The following is a 22,307-nucleotide window of genomic DNA, read 5'->3' on the forward strand; positions in this document are numbered from 1 at the left end:
TCAGTGCTTCGCCGAGCCGCCGTCGACGTTGATCGTCTGTCCGGTCAGGAAGCCGCTGCCCCGGTCGCACACGTAGAGCAGCGTCGACACCAGGTCCCGCGGCTCCTCGATTCTGGGTACGCACTGGAGGTCCCGCACCCGCTCGAACCCGCCGTCGGCGCCGGTCGTCCGTGCCGAGGTCGCCGTGCGCGTGAGCCCCGGCGCGATGGCGTTGACCGTGATGTTCGCCGGGCCCAGCTCCGTGGCGAGCGCACGCGTGAAGCCGACCAGCCCCGCCTTGGACGTCGTGTACGCCACCAGCTCGGGTGGGCCGAGGAACACGACCGCCGACACGATGTTCACGATCCGGCCCCATCCCGCCGCACGCAGGTGGGGCAGCGCCGCCCTGGTCAGCAGGAAGGGCCCGTCGAGGTTCACCCGCATGATCCGCTGCCAGTCCGCGAGCGTGGTCTCCTCGAACGGGAGCTGCGGGTAGACACCGGCGTTGTTGACGAGCACGTGCAGCGCGCCGTACTCCGTCACCACCTCGTCGACCGCGGCGTCGACGGACTCCTGGTCCCGCACGTCGCACTCGACGCGCAGCAGCTCCCCGCCCTCGGCCTCGACCAGCGCGCCGGTCTCGCCGAGGTCGGCGACGTCCAGGCCCGCGACCCGGTACCCGGCCCCGGCGAGTGCCGCGGCGAACGCCTGTCCCAGCCCGCTCGCCGCGCCGCTGACAACGGCCACCGTCATGGCGTCTCTCCCGTCGCCATCGCGTGCAACAAGGTCTCCTGTGTCAGGTCCCGTCCGGTCAGCTCCACGCACAGGCGTCCTCTGTGGAAGACCGCGACCCGGTCGCACAGCTCCACCAGCTCGTCCGGGTCGGTCGAGCTGATCAGCACCACGCGGCCCGCGGCGGCCAGCTCACGCACGATCTCGTGCATGTCCGCCTTGGCGCCGACGTCGACGCCTCGGGTGGGGTCGTCGAGCAGCACGACGTCCGGCTCGGCGGCGAGCCACTTCGCGAACACGACCTTCTGCTGGTTGCCGCCGGAGAGCCTGCCGACGGGCGAGTGCACCGAGTCCGCCCGGATTCGCAGGCGCCGCACCAGCTGTTCCGCGGCGGCGACGAGCCTGCGCCTGCCGGGGACCGGCCCGTATCGGCCGAGCACGCCGGAACTGACCTGGCTCATGTTGTCCCACAGTGGTTTGTCGAGCATGAGCCCGAGCCGCGCGCGGTCGCCGGGGACGAGTGCCACGCCGTTGCGTACGGCGTCACGCAGGTTGCGCGGGCTGTGTCCGGACGGCAGCCGCACCCGGCCGCGCGAGAGCCTGCGCAGCCCGCTGACCACCTCGAGCACGCCGGAGTGACCGGACCCGGCCTTCCCCGCGCAGCCGACGATCTCGCCCCGCCTCGCGGTCAGCGTGACGTCGTCGAGCACCCCTGGCACGGTCAGCTCCTCCATCACCAGCCCGAGTCGCGTGCCGCGTCCGGGGCGCGCGATCCTCGGTCGTTCGGCGGCCGAGCCGACCATCGCGGTCACGACATCCCTGACCGCCAGGCCGTCCCGTGGCTCGGTGAGCACGACCTGACCGTCCCGCAACACGGTGACCCGGTCCGCGACCAGCATCACCTCGGCGAGCAGGTGTGACACGTAGAGCACCGCGACGCCGCGCCTGCGCAGCCGGTCGACGATCGTGAGCAGGTGCGCGGCCCGGTCGACGGGCAGCGCGGAGGTCGGCTCGTCGAGGATCAGGACGGCGGGCTCGTCGAGCAGCGCCCGCGCGATCTCGACGAGCTGGCGCTCGGCCAGTGTCAGCTCGCCGACCCTCGTCCGAAGTGGACGGTCGAACTCCAGCTCCGCCAGCACGGGTGCCGCGCGCCTTCTCATCTCGGCCCGGTCCACGAACGGGCCGCGCCTCGGTTCCTTCGCGAGGAACAGGTTGGCGAGGACGTCGAGGTCCGGGAACACGTTCAGCTCCTGGGAGACCACGGCGACACCCATCCGCGCGGCCTGCCTCGTACCGGTGAAGGACACGGGCCTGTCGTCGAGGACGAGGTTGCCGACGTCCGGTACGAGCGCGCCTGCCATGATCCGCACCAGTGTGGACTTGCCCGCGCCGTTCTCCCCGAGCAGTGCGTGCACCGAGCCCCGTTCGAGCGTGAAGTCGACGCCCCGCAGCGCCGCGACCCCGCCGAAGTGCTTCTTGACGCCCTCCGCCCGGTACACCTAGCTCGCTTCCCTCAGCGGGCGCAGGTGCGAGTCGAGGTCGGCGAAGAAGTCGTCGAGCCTCGGGCCGAACCACTCGTCCACGGAGTCCTGCCGTGCGATGACCTCGTCCACGTTGTCCTTGGTCACGAGCAACGCGCCCGAGTCGATCCAGCCCCTGGGCAGCTCCTTGTCCTGGGTGGCCGCCTCCGCGAGCAGGCGGATCGCGACCGCGCCCTTCATGAAGTGCTCGGGGGAGAGGGTGGCGAAGTTCGTGCCGTCCCTGACCGCCCGCAGGGTCGCCGCGTTGAGGTCGAAGCCCGCGGTCAGGTACGTGCCCTTGTTCTCCTGTTTGATCTTCGCGAGGTTGTAGCTGTCCTGGTCGCCGGTGCCGAGGAAGGCGAGCGCGTTCGGGTTCGCCTTCACCAGGCCGTTCCAGATGCCGAAGTTCAGGGTCGGCTCGATCTTCGTCTCGAACGGCCCGAGCACCTCGACACCGGGCAGCTCCTCGGCGAACGCCTCCTTGATGCCCCGTGCGCGCTGGTCGAGCACCGGCACGCCCGGCACGGTCGTGCCGACGACCACGGTGCCCTTCGCGTCCCTCCCGAGCAGGCGGATCGCCTCCTCCGCCAGCATCCTCCCGATGCCGGTGTTGTCGTTGCCGACATAGGTCTCGACGTCGCTGCCGTCGAGCGGCACGGTGTCGACGGCCACGAGCGGGATGTCCTTCCTCGCGAGGTCGGCCATGGGCCGCACGAACAGGTCCGGCGCGAGGTTCTCGACCGCGATCCCGTCGGTGGCCGTGCGGCCGAGGTCAGCCAACAGCTTCACCTCCGCGGGCCCGTCGACGCCCGGCGGCCCGCTGACCCTCAGCTCCACCCCGTCGAACCTCGACGCCGCGTACCTGCCGCCGTCCGCCATCTGCTGGGCGAAGTCCTCGCTGGTGGTGGCCACCGCGAAGCCGAGCTGCGCGCCGTCCCCCGTGCCGGAGGACGCCCCGCACCCCGCGATCACCAGGACGACCGCCACGATCACCGGTATCCGCACGTGTTCTCTCCTCACAGGAAGCCGGTCGCCGCCCGCCTGCGGCGCAGGAGGCTGTCCATCGCCACGGCCAGCAGGATGACCACGCCGGTCGCGAAGAGGTTCCAGTTGATGGGCACGCCGAAGTACACGAGTCCACTCGCGACGGTGCCGAGGATGACCGCGCCGAGCACCGAGCCCCACACGGTGCCGGACCCGCCGCGCAGCGGCGTGCCGCCGATGATCGCGGCGGCGATGGCCTGCAGCTCGTAGCCGCCGCCGATGGTGGGGTCGCCGGACGCGAAGAAGGCGAGCGTGAGCATGCCGGACAGCCCGGCGAGTGCCCCGGACAGGGCGAGCACCTTGATCCTGGTGCGTGGCAGGGAGATCCCGGAGAAGCGTGCCGCCTCGGGGTTCGACCCGATGGCCCGCACGGTCGTGCCGAACCTGGTGCGGCGCAACACGACCGTGAGCGTCAGTGCGACGAGCACCAGTACCCACACGGGAACCGGCACACCGAGCAGGTCGCCGCCGACGACCGTGAAGAAGTCGTGCGTGCGTGGCAGGTCCGCGACGTTCTTGCCGTCGCTGATGGCGAGTGCGAGCCCCCGGTAGAGCGACAGCGTGCCGAGGGTGGTGATGATCGACGGAATCCTGACGGCCTCGCCGACGATCCCGTTGACGGTGCCCAGCACCGCGCCGATGACGACCCCGCCCGCCGCGCCCAGCCAGGGGTTCAGGCCGTTCTGTATGAGAATCGCGGCGCCGACGATGGACAGCGCGTACGTGGAACCCACGGACAGGTCCAGCTCCCGCATGGCGAGCAGGTAGGTCATGCCGCAGGCGAGGATCCCGACGAAGGCGGCCTGTTCGACGACGTCGACGAGCTGTGCCGGGTCGAGGAAGGCGGGGTGGAAGGCCCCGACCACGCCGACGAGCGCGACGAGCGCCGCGATCACACCCAGCTCGTCGACCAGGAGGAGCCGGCCGGCGAGGTTTCGGGGCAGGGCGGAATTGCTTGGCACGGTTGTGAATGCTGTTCGTATGTCCGATCCTGCGACAAGGCGGCCGTTTCGCTCAGTGAAACGCGCCCGGTTGACGGCTTGCCGCGAATGGCCCTAGCGTTCGGCAACGAACATTGGAGTCTCGGTGATGCGACGTCCTGTTGCTGTCCTGCTGGCATTCCTTGCCGTGCTGCCGGGTTGCGGCACGTCCGAGCCGTCGGCGCCGGGGCAGCCGGACGACGTGAAGGTCGGCCTGATCTCGATCCTCGACGTCGCGCCGATCTACCTCGGCAGGGAGAAGGGCTTCTTCGAGAAGCGCGGCATCAACCTGAGCCTGCAACCGGCAGAGGGTGGCACGGAGACGGTACCGTCCGTCCTGAACGGCAGCCAGCAGTTCGGCTTCAGCAATGTGGTCACGCTGCTTTTGGCTCAGGCGCAGGGCTTGCCGGTGAAGGCCGTCAGCAACGGCACCAACTCGACCGGCGCGGACGGCGCCGACTTCGGTGCCCTGATGGTGAAGGACGACGGGCCCATCCAGTCGGTCGCCGACCTGGCAGGCAAGAAGGTCGCGGTCAACACGTTCCAGAACGTCGTGGAGCTGGCCGTCCGCGCCTCCGCGCAGAAGGCCGGCATAGACCCGAACTCCATCGAGTTCGTGAAGCTGGGCTTCCCGGAGATGCCGCCCGCGCTGGCGGACGGCCGCGCCGACGCGGTGTTCGTGGTGGAGCCGTTCCAGCAGACCGTGTTGTCGCAGGGCGGCCGTGCGCTGGCGTCGAGCTACGTGGACATCGCCCCCGACCTCTGCGTGGCGATGTACTTCACGTCCAAGCAGCTGGCCGCCGAGAACCCCGACCTGGTCCGCCGTTTCACCGACGCCATGAACGAGTCCCTGGCCTACGCGGACGCCCACCCCGACGAGGTCCGCGCGATCCTGCCGAGCTACACGAAGATCAGTGGCGCGCTGATCCCGAACCTGGTGCTCCCCAAGTGGCCGTCCGAGATCAACAGGGACTCCGTCGAGGCGATGGCCGAGCTTGCCCAGCAGGAGCGGATCCTCCCGAGCAAGCCCGACATCGACGATCTGCTGCCGTAGCTCAGGAGCCGGGCGCCGCGACGCGCTGGGGTGGCACGCCTGGCAGGAAGCGGCCGGGTTGGCGGAGTTTCACGCACAGCGCGGCCGACGCCAGGGCCAGCGCGCACGCGAGCAGCAGCACCGGCGGGTAGCCCCAGGACGGGAGCACGGCCGCCGCCACGCCGACCCCGAGGACACCACCGAAGGCCTTGGCACTGTAGACAGCCGCGTGGGTGCGCCGGGCGCCCGCGCTCTGGTCGCCGAAGAACTCCCTTACCAGGGAGGCGAACAGCGGGTAGAACGCGCCGCCGCCGACCCCGGCGAGCACCGTCGCGAAGACCAGCATGGCAGGCGACTCCGTGTTCGCCGCGCTCGCCAGGAACAGCTGTCCGAGGCCGAGGGTGGCCAGAACCCACGCCAGGGTCCTCGCCCTGCCGACCCGGTCGGACACGCGGATGGCCAGCGCACGGCCCGCGCCGTTGGCCGCCAGCAGCACCCCGGTGCCGACCGCCACCACGACGACCGCCGCGTCGATGCTCGCACCCATCGTCGCGAGGAACGTGATGTCGAACAGCGACACCGCGCTCGCGATGAACAGGATCAGGTACATCAGCGGCGCCACGCCGGTGCGCATGGCCTCGCGCGGGGAGTACTGCCGCACCGCGGTCACCGGTGACTTGGTGCGGTCCAGCATCCACTCACGCGGGTCGACGTGCGGCGGCCACCAGTGGGCGGGCGGGTCGGCCACGATCGCGCCGGCCGCGAGGACCACCACCAGGACCACCACCGCGGTGATCGTCAGCATCGGGGTCGGTGGGCCGAGCAGGAACGCGATCGCGAAGGGGACCGAGCCGTAGGCGAACGCACCCGTCGCCAGGCTCACCTTCGCCGCCTGCCGTTCCGGGTACCACTTCGCGACCGTCGACGAGCACGTCGCGTACACGATGCCCGCGCCGGTGCCGCTCAGCACCGAGTAACCCAGCAGGGCAAGGATCTCCGACCCCTGCGCCAGCGAGAGCGGGCCGAGGGGCAGCAGGACCGCGCCGGCGACCATGGCGGTGCGCGGGGCGATCCGGCCGCGTTCCCGGAGGTAGGCGACCGGGAAGCCCGCCACCGCCTGGAACACCGTCCACGTCGCCAGTAGCCAGAACACCGTCAGCGGCGTCCAGCCCCGGTCCACCAGCGACGGGACCAGCGAGCCGAAGCCGTACTGCAGGATCCCGATCGCGGCCATCGCCGCCCAGCAGGCGCGGAGCATCCACGTTCGGGGGCGGCCGAGCAGCTCGTCGTCGGTCGGCCCGACTTCGAAGCGGCGGCCGAGGAAGTCAATGGTGCTCGTCACAGCGACCCCTCTCTGGACAACCGGTTCCATACTGCATACAGTCTACAACACATGGTGGCGACGGTCACAGTCTTTCTCCGCGAAAAAGCGGGTCATGGATACGGAAGGGCAGGCGCGTGGACCTGTACGAGTACCAGGCGAAGGACCTGTTCGCGGCGCACGGAGTGCCCGTGGGGCCACGTCAGCGGGTGGTCACCCACCCCTCTGACGCATGGGACGCCGCCGCCGACTACGGGGTGCCGGTGGTGATCAAGGCTCAGGTGAAGACCGGCGGCCGGGGCAAGGCAGGCGGGGTCAAGCTCGCGAAGGACGCCGACGACGCGGAGGTCAAGGCCGCGGCCATCCTCGGGCTGGACATCAGGGGCCACACCGTGCGGCGCCTGCTCGTCGTGCCCGCGTCGACGATCGCCGAGGAGTACTACTTCTCGTTCCTGCTCGACCGCGCGAACCGGACCTTCCTCGCCATGGCGAGCGCGGAGGGCGGCATGGAGATCGAGGAGCTGGCCGCCGAGCGGCCCGAAGCCCTCGCCAGGGTGCCCGTCGATGCCAACGAGGGTGTGGACCTGGCCAGGGCCAAGGAGATCCTCACCGCGGGCGGGTTCCCGGAGCCGGTCCTGGACCGGGCCGCCGAGGTCGTGGTCAGGCTGTGGGACACGTTCGTCGCGGAGGACGCGACGCTCGTCGAGGTGAACCCGCTGGTGCGGGACGAGGACGACAGGATCATCGCGCTCGACGGGAAGGTCACCCTCGACGAGAACGCGGCCTTCCGGCACCCCGCGCACGCCGAGCTGGTCGACACCGAGGCCGAGGACCCGCTCGAGTCGGCGGCGAAGGCCAAGGGGCTCAACTACGTCAAGCTCGACGGGCAGGTCGGGATCATCGGGAACGGCGCGGGTCTCGTCATGTCCACTCTGGACGTCGTGGCGTACGCGGGCGAGGAGTTCGGCGGCGTGAAGCCCGCCAACTTCCTCGACATCGGCGGTGGCGCGTCCGCCGAGATCATGGCCAACGGCCTGGGCATCATCCTCTCCGACCCGGACGTGCGGTCGGTGTTCGTCAACGTGTTCGGCGGCATCACCGCGTGCGACGCCGTGGCGAACGGGATCGTGCAGGCGTTCCAGCTGCTCGGCACGGTCACCAAGCCGGTGGTCGTCCGGCTCGACGGCAACAACGCCGCCGAGGGGCGGCGGATTCTCGACAAGGCATCGCTTCCCGGCCTGACCCGCCTGGACACCATGGACGAGGCGGCCCGCACGGCCGCCGAGCTAGCCGCGAAAGGGGCCTGACTCATGGCCGTGTTTCTGAACGAGGACAGCAGGATCATCGTGCAGGGCATGACCGGGGCGGAGGGCCGCAAGCACACGGCACGCATGCTCGCCGCGGGCAGCCAGGTGGTCGGCGGCGTCACTCCCGGCAAGGGCGGCCAGACCGTCGAGATCGCGGGGCGGTCGTTGCCGGTGTTCGACTCCGTTGCCGAGGCCATGGCGTCGACGGGTGCCGACACGACCGTCGTGTTCGTACCGCCGAGGTTCGCGAAGGGCGCGGTGCTGGAGGCCGTCGACGCGGCCATCGGGCTCGTGGTGGTGATCACCGAGGGCATTCCCGTCCACGACACGGCGTCCTTCTGGGCACACGCGGTCGCCTCGGGGAACCGGACCAGGATCGTCGGCCCGAACTGTCCCGGCGTGATCAGCCCGGGGAAGTCCAACGCGGGCATCATCCCCGCCGACATCACCGGACCGGGCCGCATCGGGCTCGTGTCGAAGTCGGGAACCCTTACCTACCAGCTGATGTACGAGCTGCGGGACATCGGCTTCTCGACCGCCGTCGGCATCGGCGGCGACCCTGTCGTCGGCACGACCCACATCGACGCCCTGTCCGCGTTCGAGGCCGACCCGCAGACCGACCTGATCGTCATGATCGGCGAGATCGGCGGCGACGCGGAGGAACGCGCGGCCGTGTTCGTGAAGGAGTACGTCACCAAGCCGGTCGTCGGCTACGTCGCGGGCTTCACCGCGCCGGAAGGGAAGACCATGGGCCACGCGGGCGCCATCGTGTCCGGCTCGTCCGGCACCGCCGCCGCGAAGAAGGAGGCGCTGGAGGCCGCAGGCGTCGCGGTGGGCAGGACTCCTTCGGAAACCGCCGAGCTGGCCAGGCTGAGCCTGGCGCAGTTCGTGTCCTGAGAGGTCGCCATGCGGTACGACGTCAACCTTTCCATCCTGTTCACCGAGCTGCCCATGCTCGACCGTCCGGCGGCGGCCGCCCGTGCCGGCTTCGACGCGGTCGAGATGTGGTGGCCGTTCGACGGTCCCACACCGACCGACATGGAGCTGGACGCGCTGGTGACCGCCGTCAACGACGCGGGCGTCCAGTTGGTGGGCCTCAACTTCGACGCGGGTCACATGCCCTCCGGCGACCGCGGACTGCTCTCGTCGAGGGCGACGAGCCGGCGGTTCCGTGACAACATCGACGTCGCCGTCGGTCTCGCGGACCTGCTCGACTGCAAGGTCCTGAACGCCCTGTACGGCAACACGACCGACGACACCGACCCCGAGCTGGCACTCGAGAACCTCGCGCTGGCGGCGAAGGCGGCGGGCGGGGTCGGCGCGACCGTGGTCGTCGAGGCGCTGAACGACATCGAGAACGCCAGGTACCCGATCACCTCGTCGCGCCAGGCGTTCGACGTGCTGGACCAGGTGCCGGGCACGGCGTTCCTCGCCGACTTCTACCACCTCGCCCGCATGGGCGAGGACATCCCCTCGTTGATCACGAGTCACGCGGGGCGGTTCGGGCACGTCCAGATCGCGGACGTGCCCGGCCGGGGCCAGCCAGGGACCGGGGAGCTGGACTACCGGGCGATCCTGCGCGGGCTGGCCGACAGCCCCTACCAGGGGCCGGTCGGCCTGGAGTACCGGCCCGTCGGGCCGAGCGAGGACAGTTTCGGCTGGTTGGAGGCCATGTAGTGACGAAGATCGGGATAGTCGGGCTCGGTATCATGGGCGGCCCGATGGCGTCGAACCTGCTCGACGCGGGGTTCGAGGTCATCGGGTTCGACCTGGTGACCTCGTCGCTGGAGCGGCTCTCCGCCGCAGGCGGCAACGTCGCGTCCTCGGCGGGGCAGGCGGCCGCCGAGTCCGACGTGGTGATCACCATGCTGCCGAACCACCCGCAGGTGGAGGCGGTCGCACTCGGCGAGGGCGGCATCCTCGACAGCGCCAAGCCCGGCACCCTGTACATCGACATGAGCACGATCCGCCCGGAGACGGCTCGGCGGCTCGCGCAGGTCGGTGGGGACCGGGGGCTCCGGGTGCTCGACGCACCCGTGTCCGGTGGGGAGCGGGGCGCGATCGACGGCGTGCTGTCCATCATGGTCGGTGGCAGCGAGGAGGACTTCGCCTCGGCGCAGCCGATCTTCGCGCCGCTGGGTAAGACGATCGTCCACGTTGGACCGGCGGGTGCCGGGCAGACGGTCAAGGCGGCCAACCAGCTGGTGGTCGGCGGCACCTACGCGTTGGTGGCGGAGGCGATCGTGTTGCTCGAGGCGTCCGGCCTGGACGCGTCGGTGGGGCTCGACGTGCTGGCGGGTGGGCTCGCGGGCAGCCGGATCCTCGAGCTGAAGCGGAAGTCCATGGTGGCGAGGGAGTTCCGCCCGGGCTTCCGGATCGACCTGCACCACAAGGACATGGGCATCATCCTCGACGCGGCACGTGACGCGGGAGTCGCGTTGCCGGTGGGGAACCTCGTCGCCGCGCTGATCGCGTCGGCGAGGGCGCAGGGTTACGGACAGCTGGACCACTCCGCGCTGCTGAAGGTCGCGGAGAACCTGTCGGGCAAGGGGGACGCGGCGTGATCCCGTGCATGGAGGCCGCTGTCGCGGTCATGGCGTCCGAGGGCGTGGACACGGTGTTCGGCATCCCGGGTGCGGCGATCCTGCCGCTGTACGCGGCGTTGCTGAAGAGCGACATCAAGCACATCACCGTGCGGCACGAGGAGGGCGGCACCCACGCGGCGGACGGCTGGTCCCGAGCCACCGGCAAGGTCGGGGTGTGCATCGGCACCTCCGGTCCTGCCGGCACCAACATGATCACCGGTCTGTACACCGCGCTCGCCGACTCGATCCCGATGATCTGCATCACCGGCCAGGCGGCCCGCGCGAAACTGCACCAGGAGGCGTTCCAGGCGGTCGACATCGTCGAGATCGCGAAGCCGGTGACGAAGTGGGCCGTGCAGCTGAAGGAACCGGGACAGGCGCCGTGGGTGTTCCGGGAGGCGTTCCGGATCGCGCAGTCGGGCAGGCCGGGACCGGTGCTGATCGACCTGCCGATCGATGTCCAAAAGGGACTTTGTCGATATGACGCCGAACTCGACGCGCCCTTGCCCATCGACGTCCCGCAGCCGCATCCCGCGCGTGTGCGTGCCGCGGTCGAGCTGCTCGCGGGTGCCGAGCGGCCACTCATCCTGGCCGGCGGCGGCGTCATCATCGCGGACGCGGCCGGTGAGCTCCGTGCGCTCGCCGAGGCCATGAACGTCCCGGTGCAGGTCACCCTGATGGGCAAGGGCGCGTTTCCCGAGAACCACGAGCTTTTCGCCGGCATGGCGGGCATCCAGACGCAGACCCGCTGGGGCAACCAGGCCTTCCTGGAGAGCGACGTGGTGCTGGCGGTCGGCGCCAGGTTCGGCGACCGGCACACCGGCGACCTCGACATCTACCGGGGTGACCGCAAGTTCATCCACGTGGACATCGAGCCCACGCAGTTGGGCAAGGTCTTCGAACCGGACCTGGGCATCGTGGGCCACGCCCGGCCGACACTGTCGGCGATGACGACCGCCGCGCGTTCCCTCACGCCACAGGGGTCCTCGTGGCCGTCCAGGGTGGCGTCGCTGCGCGGGTCGCTGGCGCGGCGGGACGACTTCGACGACGTGCCCATCAAGCCGCCGCGTGTCTACCGGGAGATCAACGAGCACTACGGCGAGGACACGACCTTCGTCACGGCCATCGGGCTGTACCAGATCTGGTCCGGGCAGTTCCAGCACACGTACCTGCCCCGGCGCTACCTGGTGTGCGGCCAGGCCGGGCCGCTGGGCTGGGAGGTGCCTGCCGCGCTGGGCGTGAAGTGCGCGTTCCCGTCGAGGCGGGTCGTGGCCGTGGCCGGTGACTACTCGTTCCAGTTCCTGATGGAGGAGATCGCCGTCGCGGCGCAGTACAACATCCCGTTCGTGATCGTGATGGTCAACAACGAGTACCTCGGCCTGATCCGGCAGGCGGAGCTGCCGTACGACATGAACTACGCGGTGGACCTGCACTACGGCGAGGGCGGCATCGACCACGTGAAGCTGATGGAGGCGTTCGGCTGCGCGGCGAGGCGGGTCGAGCAGCCTGGCGACATCCGGGCCGCGCTGGCCTGGGCGGACGACGAGTCGGAGCGGACGTCACTGCCGGTGCTGGTGGAGATCATGGTCGAACGGGAGGCCAACGCGGCGATGGGCGCGTCGCTGGACGCCGTCAAGGAGTTCGAGCCGGTGCCGGAGCTGGCGCCGGCAGGGGACTGACCACCCCTACTTTCGTCGGGAAGTGTGGTCTGGACCTTGAGGACACTTATGGTCTAGACCACACTGGCGCCGTCCTGTTCGCTAGGTCGGGGAGTTTGGTCATGAGGTCATTGCTGGCCGGCGTGGTCGCCGCCGCCTGTTGTCTCGCTGTGCTACCGGTGGCTTCGGCCGCGCCCGCCGCGGTGTCACCCGCGGCGCCGTACCTGTTCGTTGGCTGGGGCGACCCGCCGTCGCCGTCGTCGGTGATGCAGGAGACGGGGGTCCGGTCGTTCACGATGGCGTTCGTCCTGTCGGGTGGCGGTTGCGCACCGGCGTGGGACGGCTCCCGTGGTCTGACCGGTGGCCCCGACGAGGCCACGATCAACGAGATCCGTGCCGCGGGCGGTGACGTCGTGCCGTCCTTCGGCGGTTGGAGCGGCAACAAGCTGGGCCCGAACTGCGGCTCCCCCGAGGAGCTGGCGGGCGCGTACCAGCAGGTGATCGACGCCTACGACCTGTCGGCCATCGACATCGACATCGAGAACACCGACGAGTTCGAGAACGAGGCCGTGCAGGACCGCATCCTGGGCGCGCTGAGGATCGTGAAGCAGAACAACGCCGGGATCAGGACGATCGTGACGTTCGGGACCACCACGACGGGCCCGAACTACTACGGCGGCAGGCTGATCGACCAGGCCAAGGCCCTGGACGCGGGCATCGACGTCTTCACGATCATGCCGTTCGACTTCGGCTCGGCCGACATCTACACGGACACGGTGGGTGCGGCGGAGGGCCTGAAGAACAAGCTGGCGTCGACGTTCGGCTGGTCCGATGCGGAGGCGTACGGCCATGTGGGCATCTCCGGCATGAACGGCCTGTCCGACCAGCAGGAGATGACGTCCCTGGACACGTGGACGTCCATCCGGGACTGGGCCAAGTCGAAGGGCCTCGGCCGCCTGGCGTACTGGGCCGTGAACCGTGACCGTCCTTGCGCTGGCGGCGGCGTGCAGTCCAACTGCAGCGGCATCGACCAGGAGCCGTGGGCCTTCACTCGCGTTACCGCGGGTTTCTGATCAGCTGAGCCTGAACGGGGTGGCCCGAGGTCCGGGCCACCCCGTTCGCGTGTCCGCGAGCGTTTGTCCTTGATTTGTCAATGGAACCTTTCTTCCTGTCGATCTGACAGGAAGATACAGTCGGCCGCATGCCCGAAGAGTCGTGGAAGCCCCCGCTCGTCATGGTCGCGGTCGATATCGTCATCCTGACGCTGCGCGCGTCGAAGTTGCACGTCCTGCTGGTCGAGCGGGGCATCGAGCCCTACCTGGGCGAGCTGGCCCTGCCCGGCGGCTTTCTCAACAACACCGAGGAAGACGTACTGGCCGCTGCTCATCGGGAGCTGCGGGAAGAGGCCAACCTCCACGGCACACGGCCGCACCTTGAACAGTTGGGTGCCTACGGAACACCCGGCCGGGATCCGCGTGGACGGATCATCTCCGTGGCGTACCTGGCCATCGCGCCGAGCCTCCCTGAACCGGTCGCGGGTACCGACGCGGCCGGCGCGTGCTGGGAACCCGTCGCGGGAATCCTGTCCGGAGGCATGAAACTGGCCTTCGACCATCACCAGATCCTCGCCGACGGGGTCGAACGCGCGCGGGCGAAACTCGAGTACACCTCGCTTGCCACCGCGTTCTGCGGCGAGACGTTCACCATCTCGGAACTGCAGCAGGTCTACGAGGCGGTGTGGGGCGTCGAACTCGACCTCCGGAACTTCTATCGGAAAGTCCAGGGCGTGGCCGGGTTCATCGCGCCCGTCAGCACGGATCGCCGGACCACGAAGGGAAGACCGGCGCGGCTGTTCCGGGCCGGCGGGCGAACGGTGCTGTACCCGCCGCTGGTTCGGCCCAACCCACTTGTGGCGGACGAGGAGGAGCAATGACAGATGACATCGTGGTGATACTCACGGCCCTCGACCTCGAGTACAAGGCTGTCCGGCAGAAGCTGGTGAATCCTCGCGTACACACCCATGACACGGGCACGCGGTTCGAGGTGGGCACGATCCAGGGTACGAACCGCCGGGTGGCGCTCGGCTTCACCAACAAGGGAAACCACGCCTCCGCGGTGCTTGCCGAACGAGCGATACGAGAGTTCTCGCCGGTGGCCGTGTTGTTCGTCGGCGTGGCCGGTGCACTGTGGGACACCCCGCTGGGCGACGTCGTGGTGGCGACGCACGTGTACGGATATCACGGCGGCACCAGCGAGGACGACGGACTAAAGGCACGACCCCGCGTGTGGGAGATGGCGCACGGCATCAGCCAGCTCGCGGCACACCTTGCCAGGACCGGTGAATGGATGGGCGACCTGCCCGTCGGCGCCCGTGTGCCGAAGGTGCACCTCGCGCCCATCGCGGCGGGTGAGGTCGTGCAGAACTCCAAGATCTCCTACCACGCCAAGTGGATCCAGGATCACTACAACGACGCGGTGGCGATCGAGATGGAAGGCGCGGGTGTGGCGCAGGCCGGACACCTGAACGCGGCGCCGGTCGCGATCGTGCGCGGCATCAGTGACCGGGCTGACGGCACCAAGACGACAGAGGCGGACCACGCCTGGCAACCCAGGGCGGCGGACAACGCGGCGGCCTTCGCCGTCCGGCTCGCCGAGGAACTGATCAAGGAGCGGGGGCACATGCACGAGAGCGACAAGGCCCGAAACGGTGGCAGCGTCAGCAACTCCAACAACTCCGGACAGGTCGGTATCCAGGCCCAGTACGTCTCCGGCAGCACCGTGAACATGGGTGTTTCGTCGCGGCCGGCGACCACGGCGGACCTCTCCAGGGACCTGGCGGCGTTCCGCGACCAGCTGAAGTGCGAGCACGCCACGGGCAAGGTGGACGACGCGACCTACGTCGCGGCGGAGGCGGAACTCGACATCGCGTGCAAGGCACTGGACACGGACAGCCCGCAGGGGAAGAGCACGTTCGTGCTGGCGCTCAAGCGGCTGCATGGACTCATCGCCGACGTGGCCGAACTGGTGGCGCCGATCGCGACGCTGATCGCGGCGGTCAAGGGGCTGACATGACAGACGGCGAGAAAGCGAAGACCGAGAACACCGCGGAGGCGTACGCCACCGTCGGCATACAGGCACAACACGTGCACAACTCCAATGTGTACCAGGTGTTGCCGGACACGCCGCCGCACAAGAAGTACGAGATCGGTGTGCACTACCTGACGGACGGTGTGCCCGGCAAGGCCCGCGACCTGATCGCCGACGCCATCGCAGGCGGTTTCGAGGATGGCGAGGTGCGTTTTCACTGGGTGCTGGCCATGCTCAGCAAGCGCGCCTACCGTGATCTCCCCGCGGGGGATCGTGAGCAGCTCAACCAGCTCCCGCACTTCCTGCACAGGTACTCGGAAAGCGCGTGGAAACAGGCGTTGGTGGCGATCGACGAGTTGCTGAAGCGGTTGCACAGTACCGGTGCCGAACCAGGGCCGGCACTCGAAGCGATCTCAGCCCTGCCGTTGGAACAACGTGAACTGATCGATCGTCATCTGGACCTCATGCTCACCGGTAGCGCGAAGGACAAGCGGTGGGCCGACACGCGGGCCGCCGCCAAGAAGGAGCAGCATCGGGGCAACCGCGTCAACCGGGCGTGGGCGTACTTCGAGCCCGATCCGATCGAGGCGCGCGCCCGCAAGCCGGCGGAAGTCTCGACGACACCGTCCGACTTGGTCTGGGTCATCGCGTCGACCGTGCCCTTCCTCGTCTCGGCCGCGTACCTCGGCTGGATTGTGCTGGCCAGTGCGACGCCGATGCCGGTGGTCGCCTACGTGCTCGCGCTCGGCGCGGAAGGCGTCTGTTTCCTCAGCGGGTTGGCATGGAGCTACCGGGAGCGGCAGCTACGCGCCAGGGAGCGGACACATTCGGGTCGACGTGGAGCCGAGCCGTCCAGCGATGCCTGGTTCGCCCATCTGGTCCACCAGAGGATCACCTATCATTTCGCGCTGGCCGCGGCCGAGAAAAGCGACATCAAGGGTTGGCTGGCCGCGACCAAAGGCATCCGCGCGGCGTTGCGCGACGAGATCGTCGAACTCTACGGCGAGAGCCGGATCAGTGTCGGCCGTGTCGAATGGCTCATCAAATATCTGGTCGGCGACCTCATAAGGCGGTGGAAGGCGGACACCTTGCGGGAGTACCGCAAGCAGTGGCGCGTCCCGACTGTCACGAAGCTGAGCCTCGTGCTGTCCGTGACCGTTCTTGTTCCCGCGGTGGTGGAGGTGGCGGTCACGGCCGCCGATGTCGACCCCGTCCGGGGAACGGCCGCCGTGTTCGTGTTGCTCGTCTGTGGAAGAGCAGCCGTCGCCGGGTGGTCCGGAGTCCTTCTCGAACGACGCCGGTTCGCGGACGACTCCATGGAGTACAACCTGGTTCTGGACGCCAGGGTGGCGGAGCACGAGCGCTGGCGGCGCAAGATCGAGAAGAATCTCCCCAACGAGTCGGAGATGGAGAGGTGGCTGAACTCCGACAAGACCATGTTGCTCGACAAGGCACTTCGGTACCACAAGCTCGCCTGGCGGGATGTCATCGTGCACGCCGTCCTGCAGACGCCTGGACGGTCTTACCGCAGGGCTCGGACGAGCGGTCTCCCATGGCGTTACTCGCGCTATGACATGAGGCTGTTCCTGATCACTCAGGATGGTGTGCGCGAGTACCGGGCCGAGTGCGATTTCGAGCGTGTCAGGACCACGCGGACCGAGCGCCACAACTTCCGGTTCGACGCCGTCTCCTCCGTCGGGGTGGTCACGACGGACGACCTGAGCTACCGGCTGAAGCTGATCCTCACCAACGGAAAGGCACAGAAGATCCGGGTCACCGACGTGGCGAGACCCGAACCGGACGTGGACGAGAACGCACCGGACGTCGACGAGAACCCGGAGGCGTTCTCCGAGCTCAACCTTGACGCCGCCGGGTTTCTGCCGACGTTGCACATTCTGGAAGGCATTGCCGCGGAAGGCAAAGGCTGGCTACAGCGTGACGCGGACGGCCGTGGTCGCCCCCCGGTGCCTGAGGAAGTCAGGGATTTCGACCCCGTCCCGGAGCTGTTGCTACCGTCGCGAACCTGACGAACGGCGGCGTTCGTCGCTGAGGCGCTCCCGCGTGGCCGCCCCGGTCTCCGTTGGCCGCACTGCGCAAGCCATCGCCGCTTGCACCAGCGCGGCCAACGCCTTCGAGCGGCTGTCCTCCGGCCAGGCGATCACCAGCGTGGACGTCGGTGCGTCCGTCACCGGGACGCAGGTCAGGTCAGGTCGCAGGTGTTGCTCGGTCGACTGGGGGAGCAGCGCGATCGTCCGCCCCAGGGCGACCAGCTGCATCAGCTGCGCGCTGTCCTGCACCAGGGGGCCGCCGTTCGGTGGGCTGCCCGGCCAGCGCGGCAGCTGCTCGTCCGCCAGGTCGGCCATCGTCAGGGACGTGCGGTCGGCCAGGCGGTGCGTGCGGGGCAGGACGGCCACCGAGCCCTCCACCAGCAGTTCCTCGTACGCGAACTCCGACGGGTCGTCATGGGGGAGGCGCAGCAACGCCGCGTCGGCGTGTCCGTCGCGCAGCAGCGGTGCCTGTTCGCCGATGCCGCAGATCCTCAGCTCCACCTCCGACCCGTAGCGGGCCAGGATCTTCTCCAGCAGCCCGGCGTCACTGTTCGGCTTCATCGTCAGGACCAGCCGTTGGCTGCCCGCACGCCGGGCCCGCCGCTCGGCCGACGCGAGGGCCGTCAGCGCCCTGCGGCCGTCGTGCAGCAGCGTCTCGCCTGCCTCCGTGAGGGTTACCGAGCGGCTCGTCCTCGCCAGCAGGGTCACCCCGAGGCGTCGCTCCAGCTGTTGGATCGTCCTGGACAGCGGTGGCTGGGCGATCCCCAGGCGCGTCGCGGCCCGGCCGAAGTTCAGCTCCTCGGCGACGGCCACGAAGTACCGCAGCTCCCGTGAATCCATACTCCCAGGGTATCGCCGCTGCACCCAGCCGGTCTTGGACCTCGGTGAGGAAACGCGGTGAGCTGGACGCATGACCACAGCACTGGTGACCGGGGCCAACAAGGGGATCGGCCTCGAGATCGTGAAACAGCTCATCGCCAGGGGGATGACCGTCCACCTCGCCGCTCGTGACCGTGAACGCGGGGAGAAGGCCGCGGCCGACACCGGCGCCCGGTTCGTCCGGCTCGACGTGACCGACGCCGAGTCCGTCAGGCAGGCCGCCGCGAGCATCGACCGGCTCGACGTCCTCGTCAACAACGCGGGCATCACCGGGGGTAGCTTCGGCCCCGAGAACGTGAGGGAGGTGTTCGACACCAACGTGTTCGGTGTCATCACCGTCACCGACGCGTTCCTGCCGCTGCTCCGTCGGTCGGCACACCCGAGGATCGTCAACATGTCCAGCAGCGTCGGCACCCTCAACGGCATGGTGGACAACGCCATGCCGGTGTCCTTCGCCTACGTGCCGTCCAAGACCGCGCTCAACGCAGTCACCGTCCAGTACGCCAAGGCACTGAAGGAGATCAAGGTCAACGCCGCCTGTCCCGGCTACTGCGCGACCGACCTCAACAACCACGGCGGCTTCCGCACCGCCGCCCAGGGGGCCAACATCGCGGTGGAGTTGGCTACCCTGGGCGACGACGGCCCCTCGGGTGGGTTCTTCGACGACAACGGGGTCGTCGCCTGGTGAACCCCTAGCTCGTACGCAGCCAGACGGCCGTGTCCGGCGGCAGTTCGGTTCCGGCCGGCTCACCGCTCGCGAGCAGGACCTCCTGGTGCGCGGGCAACGGCACCGGGCCGTCGGACAGGTTCACCACACACGTGAACGTGTCGTCCCTGGCGAACGCCAGCACGCCGTGCGGCTGCCCGTCGAGCCACGTCAGCGGGCCGTCACCGAGCGCGGACTCCGCTCGCCGCAGCTGGAGCGCCGACCGGTACAGCTCCAACATCGAACCGGGCCGGTCGGTCTGTGCCTCCACAGTGGACGACGCCCAGTCCGGCGGCTGCGGGAGCCATGGCGCGGTACCGGTGGAGTTGAAGCCGTACGGCGGCGCGTCACCCGACCACGGCACCGGCACCCGGCAGCCGTCGCGGCCGATGTCGGCGCCCTTGGTGCGCTTGAACACCGGGTCCTGCCGCAGCTCGTCGGGCAGATCCTCCACTTCGGACAGACCAAGCTCCTCGCCCTGGTAGATGTACACACCGCCGGGCAGGGCCAGAGTCAGCAGGGCGGCGGCCCGTGCCCGGCGGGTGCCGAGCGCCGGGTCGGTCGGCGCCCGGTGCTGGCGGTCGGCGAAGGAGAACGACGTGTCCGCGCGGCCGTAGCGCGTGACGTGCCTGGTCACGTCGTGGTTCGACAGCACCCACGTGGCCGGCGCGTGCACGGGTTCGTGCGCGGCCAGCGTCGCGTCGACCACCTCGCGCAGCCGCGTCGCGTCCCACGGGCACGACAGGAAGTCGAAGTTGAACGCCGAGTGCAGCTCGTCCGGCCGCAGGTACATCGCGAAGCGCAGCGGGTCCGGCAGCCACATCTCGCCGACGAACACGCGCTTGTCCGGGTACGAGTCGGCGATCTTGCGCCACTCCCGGTAGATCTCGTGCACGCCGTCGAGGTCGGAGTAGGGGAGCCTGCCGTTCGGGTCGGCCACGTCCGGCAGGCCGTCCTCCTTGACCAGGCCGTCGGCCACGTCGATGCGGAAGCCGTCGACGCCCCGGTTGAACCAGAACCGCAGGATGTCGGTGAACTCCGCGTGCACGGCCGGGTTCGTCCAGTTCAGGTCCGGCTGCCGCGAGCTGTAGAGGTGCAGGAACCACTGGCCCGGCGAGCCGTCCGGCTCGGTGACCCGCGTCCACGCCGAGCCGCCGAACCGGGACTGCCAGTTGTTCGGCGGCCCGTCGCCGACGCCGTCGCGGAACCAGAACCGCTCCCGCTCGGGTGAGCCGCGACCGGCGGCGACCGCGGCGGTGAACCACGGGTGCACGTCGGAGCAGTGGTTCGGCACGATGTCGATGATGATCTTGATGCCCAGGTTGTGGGCCTCCTGGATCAGCTTCTCCGCCTCGGCGAGCGAGCCGAACACCGGCTCGATGTCCCGGTAGTCCGACACGTCGTAGCCGCCGTCGTCCATCGGCGACGGATACCAGGGGTTGAACCAGATCGCGTCTATCCCGAGGTCGGCGAGGTATTGAAGCTTCGAGCGCACGCCGGCCAGGTCGCCGGTCCCGTCGCCGTCGCCGTCGGCGAAGCTGCGGACGTAGACCTGGTAGATAGCGGCGCCCCGCCACCAGTTGTTTGTCACTCACTCACCCCTTGAGACTGCCGGCGGTCAGGCCGGCGAGGATCTGCCGTTGGAAGATCAGGAACGCGACGACCATCGGCACACTTGCGATGACCAGACCCGCCAGCATCAGGTTGATGGGCGTGTCGGGCTCGAAACGCTGCAGAGCGACGGAAAGCGTCTGCACCTCCGGGTCCTGCAGCACCAGCAGCGGCCAGATGAAGTCCTTCCACGCCGCCACGATCGAGAAGATCGACACCACCGCGAGGATCGGCCTCGACAGCGGCAGCACGATCCGCACCATGGTGGTCACGCTCCCGGCGCCGTCGATCCGCGCCGCGTCGAGCAGGTCCTGCGGGATCTGGTCGAAGAACCGCTTCAGCAGGTAGATGTTGAAGGCGTTCGCCGCGGCGGGCAGCCAGATCGCGGCGGGCGAGTTGACCAGGTTCACGTCGATGAGCGGCACGTCGGTGATCGCGAGGTAGGTCGGCACGAGCAGCGCGGACGTCGGCAGCATCAATGTGGCCAGCATCAACGCGAGGATCCAGTTGCCGAGCGCCGGCCGCAGCTTCGACAGCGCGTAGGCAGCGGGCACCTGCACGGCCAGCTGGATCAGCCACGCACCGGCCGCGATGATCACGGTGTTCTCGAAGTACCTGGCCAGGTCCATGAACTGCCACGCCTCGACGTACGCGCCCGCGTCGAACGACTCGGGCAGCAGCGTCGGCGGGTTCCTGGCCAGCTCCGGTGCGGTCTTCATCGCGCCGAGCAGCATCCAGACCAGCGGCACCACGAACGCGAGCGTGAACAACGCGATCACCAGCGTGAACACGAGCCAGTACAGGGTCCTCCCGCGTCGCTTCTTGAGCGCCCACGGCGAGATCAGCGTCCGCTGCGAACTGTCCACTCCGGTCAACCCCTCGTTCGCGTCAGCCGCAGGTACAGTGCCGAGAACGCGCCGAGCACGATGAACAGCAGCAGCGACAGTGCGCTCGCCGTGCCGAAGTCGTTGTAGGTGAAGGCGTAGCGGTACAGCAGGAGCAGGACGGTGACCGTCGAGTCCTCGGGGCCGCCGCCCGTCATCACGTACGGCTCGGTGAACACCTGCATGGTGGCCACGATCTGCATCAGCATCATGATCAGCAGCACGAACCTGGTCTGCGGGATCGTGACGTGCCGCAGGCGCTGCCACAGGTTCGCGCCGTCCAGCTCGGCCGCCTCGTACAGCTCACCGGGGATCGTCTGCAGTGCCGCCAGGTAGATCAGCGTCGCGGACCCCATCGCCGCCCAAGTCGCGACCAGCACCAGCGACAGCATCGACGTGTCGGACGAGTTCAGCCACGCCAGTGGCGGCAGCCCGACCGTGCGGAGCATGCTGTTGAACAGGCCGGGACCCGGGTCGTAGAACCACTTCCAGAGGATGGCCACGACGACCGGCGGCAGCATCACCGGGATGTACACGACCAGGCGGAAGTACGCCTTCGCGTGCCGCAGCTCGTTCAGCACGAGCGCGACGGCGAACGGGATCGCGAACCCGATGATCAGCGCGAACCCCGTGAACAGCAACGTGTTGCGCCAGGCGACGCCGAACAGCGGGTCGTTGAACAGGGTCTCGAAGTTCTGCCAGCCGACCCACTCCGCCGGCGTCACGAAGTTGACCTGCTGGAAGCTCAGCAGGACACCGCGGATGATGGGGTACCAGGAGAACAACGCGAAGCAGACCAGCGCGGCGCACAGGAACCCGTACGCCGTCAGGTTCTCCGTGACCTTGCGCCGGAGCCGCTCGGCCGGTGGGCGGCGGGCGGCTCGCACCGGACGTCCCTCGACGTCCGGCGCGAGCACCGCGGTGGTGGACACC

Annotated in this window: 20 protein-coding genes; 11 read left to right on the forward strand and 9 right to left on the reverse strand. The window is 69.1% G+C overall.

Annotated features, from left to right (window positions below):
* The 4 genes from CLV71_RS12410 to CLV71_RS12425 are packed head-to-tail and all read right to left on the reverse strand — an operon-like array spanning position 1 to position 4,237.
* On the reverse strand, positions 1-732 hold the full coding sequence (locus CLV71_RS12410; protein ID WP_133902854.1) for an SDR family NAD(P)-dependent oxidoreductase: 732 nt from the start codon (positions 730-732) through the stop codon (positions 1-3).
* The gene (locus CLV71_RS12415) at positions 729-2,210 is read right to left on the reverse strand and encodes a sugar ABC transporter ATP-binding protein (protein WP_133902855.1); all 1,482 of its coding nucleotides are present in this window, start codon (positions 2,208-2,210) and stop codon (positions 729-731) included. The genes CLV71_RS12410 and CLV71_RS12415 overlap by 4 nt, the downstream gene beginning before the upstream one ends.
* Positions 2,211-3,236, reverse strand: coding sequence for a sugar ABC transporter substrate-binding protein (locus tag CLV71_RS12420; RefSeq protein ID WP_133902856.1), 1,026 nt, complete (start codon positions 3,234-3,236; stop codon positions 2,211-2,213). It abuts the gene before it with no gap.
* 11 nt (positions 3,237-3,247) lie between these two features.
* Positions 3,248-4,237: an ABC transporter permease gene (locus tag CLV71_RS12425; RefSeq protein ID WP_243866394.1), complete on the reverse strand. Its 990-nt coding sequence runs from the start codon at positions 4,235-4,237 to the stop codon at positions 3,248-3,250.
* Positions 4,238-4,364: 127 nt separating this feature from the next.
* On the opposite strand from CLV71_RS12425, the gene CLV71_RS12430 reads away from it, so the two are divergent.
* Positions 4,365-5,309 (forward strand): ABC transporter substrate-binding protein, encoded by a 945-nt coding sequence (locus tag CLV71_RS12430; protein ID WP_133902858.1) that lies wholly within the window; start codon positions 4,365-4,367, stop codon positions 5,307-5,309.
* A 1-nt stretch (position 5,310) separates the two neighbouring features.
* Here the strand turns inward: CLV71_RS12430 and CLV71_RS12435 are convergent, their stop codons facing one another.
* Positions 5,311-6,630, reverse strand: a complete 1,320-nt coding sequence (locus CLV71_RS12435; protein WP_166664061.1) for an MFS transporter — start codon at positions 6,628-6,630, stop codon at positions 5,311-5,313.
* 116 nt (positions 6,631-6,746) lie between these two features.
* On the opposite strand from CLV71_RS12435, the gene sucC reads away from it, so the two are divergent.
* From sucC to CLV71_RS12480, 9 genes are all read left to right on the forward strand, one after another.
* Positions 6,747-7,916: an ADP-forming succinate--CoA ligase subunit beta gene (gene sucC, locus CLV71_RS12440; protein WP_133902860.1), complete on the forward strand. Its 1,170-nt coding sequence runs from the start codon at positions 6,747-6,749 to the stop codon at positions 7,914-7,916.
* Positions 7,917-7,919: 3 nt separating this feature from the next.
* Positions 7,920-8,813, forward strand: a complete 894-nt coding sequence (gene sucD / locus CLV71_RS12445) for a succinate--CoA ligase subunit alpha (RefSeq protein WP_133902861.1) — start codon at positions 7,920-7,922, stop codon at positions 8,811-8,813.
* A 9-nt stretch (positions 8,814-8,822) separates the two neighbouring features.
* On the forward strand, positions 8,823-9,593 hold the full coding sequence (locus tag CLV71_RS12450; RefSeq protein ID WP_133902862.1) for a hydroxypyruvate isomerase family protein: 771 nt from the start codon (positions 8,823-8,825) through the stop codon (positions 9,591-9,593).
* The gene (locus CLV71_RS12455) at positions 9,593-10,480 is read left to right on the forward strand and encodes a 2-hydroxy-3-oxopropionate reductase (RefSeq protein WP_133902863.1); all 888 of its coding nucleotides are present in this window, start codon (positions 9,593-9,595) and stop codon (positions 10,478-10,480) included. Before CLV71_RS12450 ends, CLV71_RS12455 begins: the two co-directional genes overlap by 1 nt.
* Positions 10,481-10,488: 8 nt before the next feature.
* Entirely contained in the window at positions 10,489-12,180 is a 1,692-nt protein-coding gene (gcl, locus tag CLV71_RS12460) for a glyoxylate carboligase (RefSeq protein WP_133903251.1), read from the forward strand.
* Between the two features lie 101 nt (positions 12,181-12,281).
* Positions 12,282-13,232, forward strand: coding sequence for a chitinase (locus tag CLV71_RS12465; RefSeq protein ID WP_166664062.1), 951 nt, complete (start codon positions 12,282-12,284; stop codon positions 13,230-13,232).
* Between the two features lie 128 nt (positions 13,233-13,360).
* A complete protein-coding gene (locus CLV71_RS12470; RefSeq protein WP_133902864.1) occupies positions 13,361-14,092 on the forward strand; it encodes an NUDIX hydrolase in 732 nt (243 codons plus the stop codon).
* Positions 14,089-15,231, forward strand: coding sequence for a 5'-methylthioadenosine/S-adenosylhomocysteine nucleosidase family protein (locus tag CLV71_RS12475; RefSeq protein ID WP_133902865.1), 1,143 nt, complete (start codon positions 14,089-14,091; stop codon positions 15,229-15,231). The genes CLV71_RS12470 and CLV71_RS12475 overlap by 4 nt, the downstream gene beginning before the upstream one ends.
* Entirely contained in the window at positions 15,228-17,273 is a 2,046-nt protein-coding gene (locus CLV71_RS12480) for a hypothetical protein (RefSeq protein ID WP_133902866.1), read from the forward strand. Before CLV71_RS12475 ends, CLV71_RS12480 begins: the two co-directional genes overlap by 4 nt.
* Here the strand turns inward: CLV71_RS12480 and CLV71_RS12485 are convergent.
* Entirely contained in the window at positions 17,256-18,134 is an 879-nt protein-coding gene (locus CLV71_RS12485) for a LysR family transcriptional regulator (RefSeq protein ID WP_133902867.1), read from the reverse strand. The genes CLV71_RS12480 and CLV71_RS12485 overlap by 18 nt on opposite strands.
* 70 nt (positions 18,135-18,204) lie before the next feature.
* On the opposite strand from CLV71_RS12485, the gene CLV71_RS12490 reads away from it, so the two are divergent.
* Positions 18,205-18,861, forward strand: a complete 657-nt coding sequence (locus tag CLV71_RS12490) for an SDR family oxidoreductase (RefSeq protein WP_133902868.1) — start codon at positions 18,205-18,207, stop codon at positions 18,859-18,861.
* Positions 18,862-18,865: 4 nt separating this feature from the next.
* Here the strand turns inward: CLV71_RS12490 and CLV71_RS12495 are convergent, their stop codons facing one another.
* The 3 genes from CLV71_RS12495 to CLV71_RS12505 are packed head-to-tail and all read right to left on the reverse strand — an operon-like array spanning position 18,866 to position 22,306.
* A complete protein-coding gene (locus tag CLV71_RS12495; RefSeq protein WP_133902869.1) occupies positions 18,866-20,470 on the reverse strand; it encodes a glycoside hydrolase family 13 protein in 1,605 nt (534 codons plus the stop codon).
* Positions 20,471-20,474: 4 nt separating this feature from the next.
* Entirely contained in the window at positions 20,475-21,356 is an 882-nt protein-coding gene (locus CLV71_RS12500; protein ID WP_133902870.1) for a carbohydrate ABC transporter permease, read from the reverse strand.
* A gap of 5 nt (positions 21,357-21,361) precedes the next feature.
* Entirely contained in the window at positions 21,362-22,306 is a 945-nt protein-coding gene (locus tag CLV71_RS12505; RefSeq protein ID WP_243866396.1) for a carbohydrate ABC transporter permease, read from the reverse strand.
* Position 22,307 lies beyond the last annotated feature (1 nt).

Source organism: Actinophytocola oryzae (assembly GCF_004364325.1).
Taxonomy (GTDB): Bacteria; Actinomycetota; Actinomycetes; order Mycobacteriales; family Pseudonocardiaceae; genus Actinophytocola; species Actinophytocola oryzae.